This is a genomic window from Erythrobacter sp. SN021, assembly GCF_021864455.1.
The window spans coordinates 1-279 of sequence record NZ_JAKKUW010000268.1 but is presented as its reverse complement, the minus strand read 5'-3'; the positions used below and the strand labels follow the sequence as shown (position 1 = coordinate 279).

Genomic DNA, 279 nt, shown 5'->3' with positions numbered 1-279 from the left:
ATGACATGGAATTGCTTCTCGAATCCGCCCCAGGTGTTGACTTCCGCCACACCCCGAACCTTGCGCAACTGCGGTTTCACCACCCAATCCTGGATCTCGCGCAGTTCGGTCAGCGTCCGGTTCGTATTGTCCGAGCGGACCACATAATGAAACACCTCTCCCAGGCCCGTGGAGATCGGGCCGAGCTGGGGGCGCGCAATGCCTGCCGGCAATTCGATCGTCTGCAGGCGCTCCGTGATGAGCTGCCGCGCTCGGAAAATGCTCGTGTCATCGTCAAAC

At 60.2% G+C, this 279-nt stretch carries 1 protein-coding gene; it reads right to left on the bottom strand.

Annotated features, from left to right (window positions below):
* Positions 1-279: efflux RND transporter permease subunit (locus L5849_RS15840; protein WP_236926323.1), on the bottom strand; the 279-nt coding region annotated here is incomplete at both ends.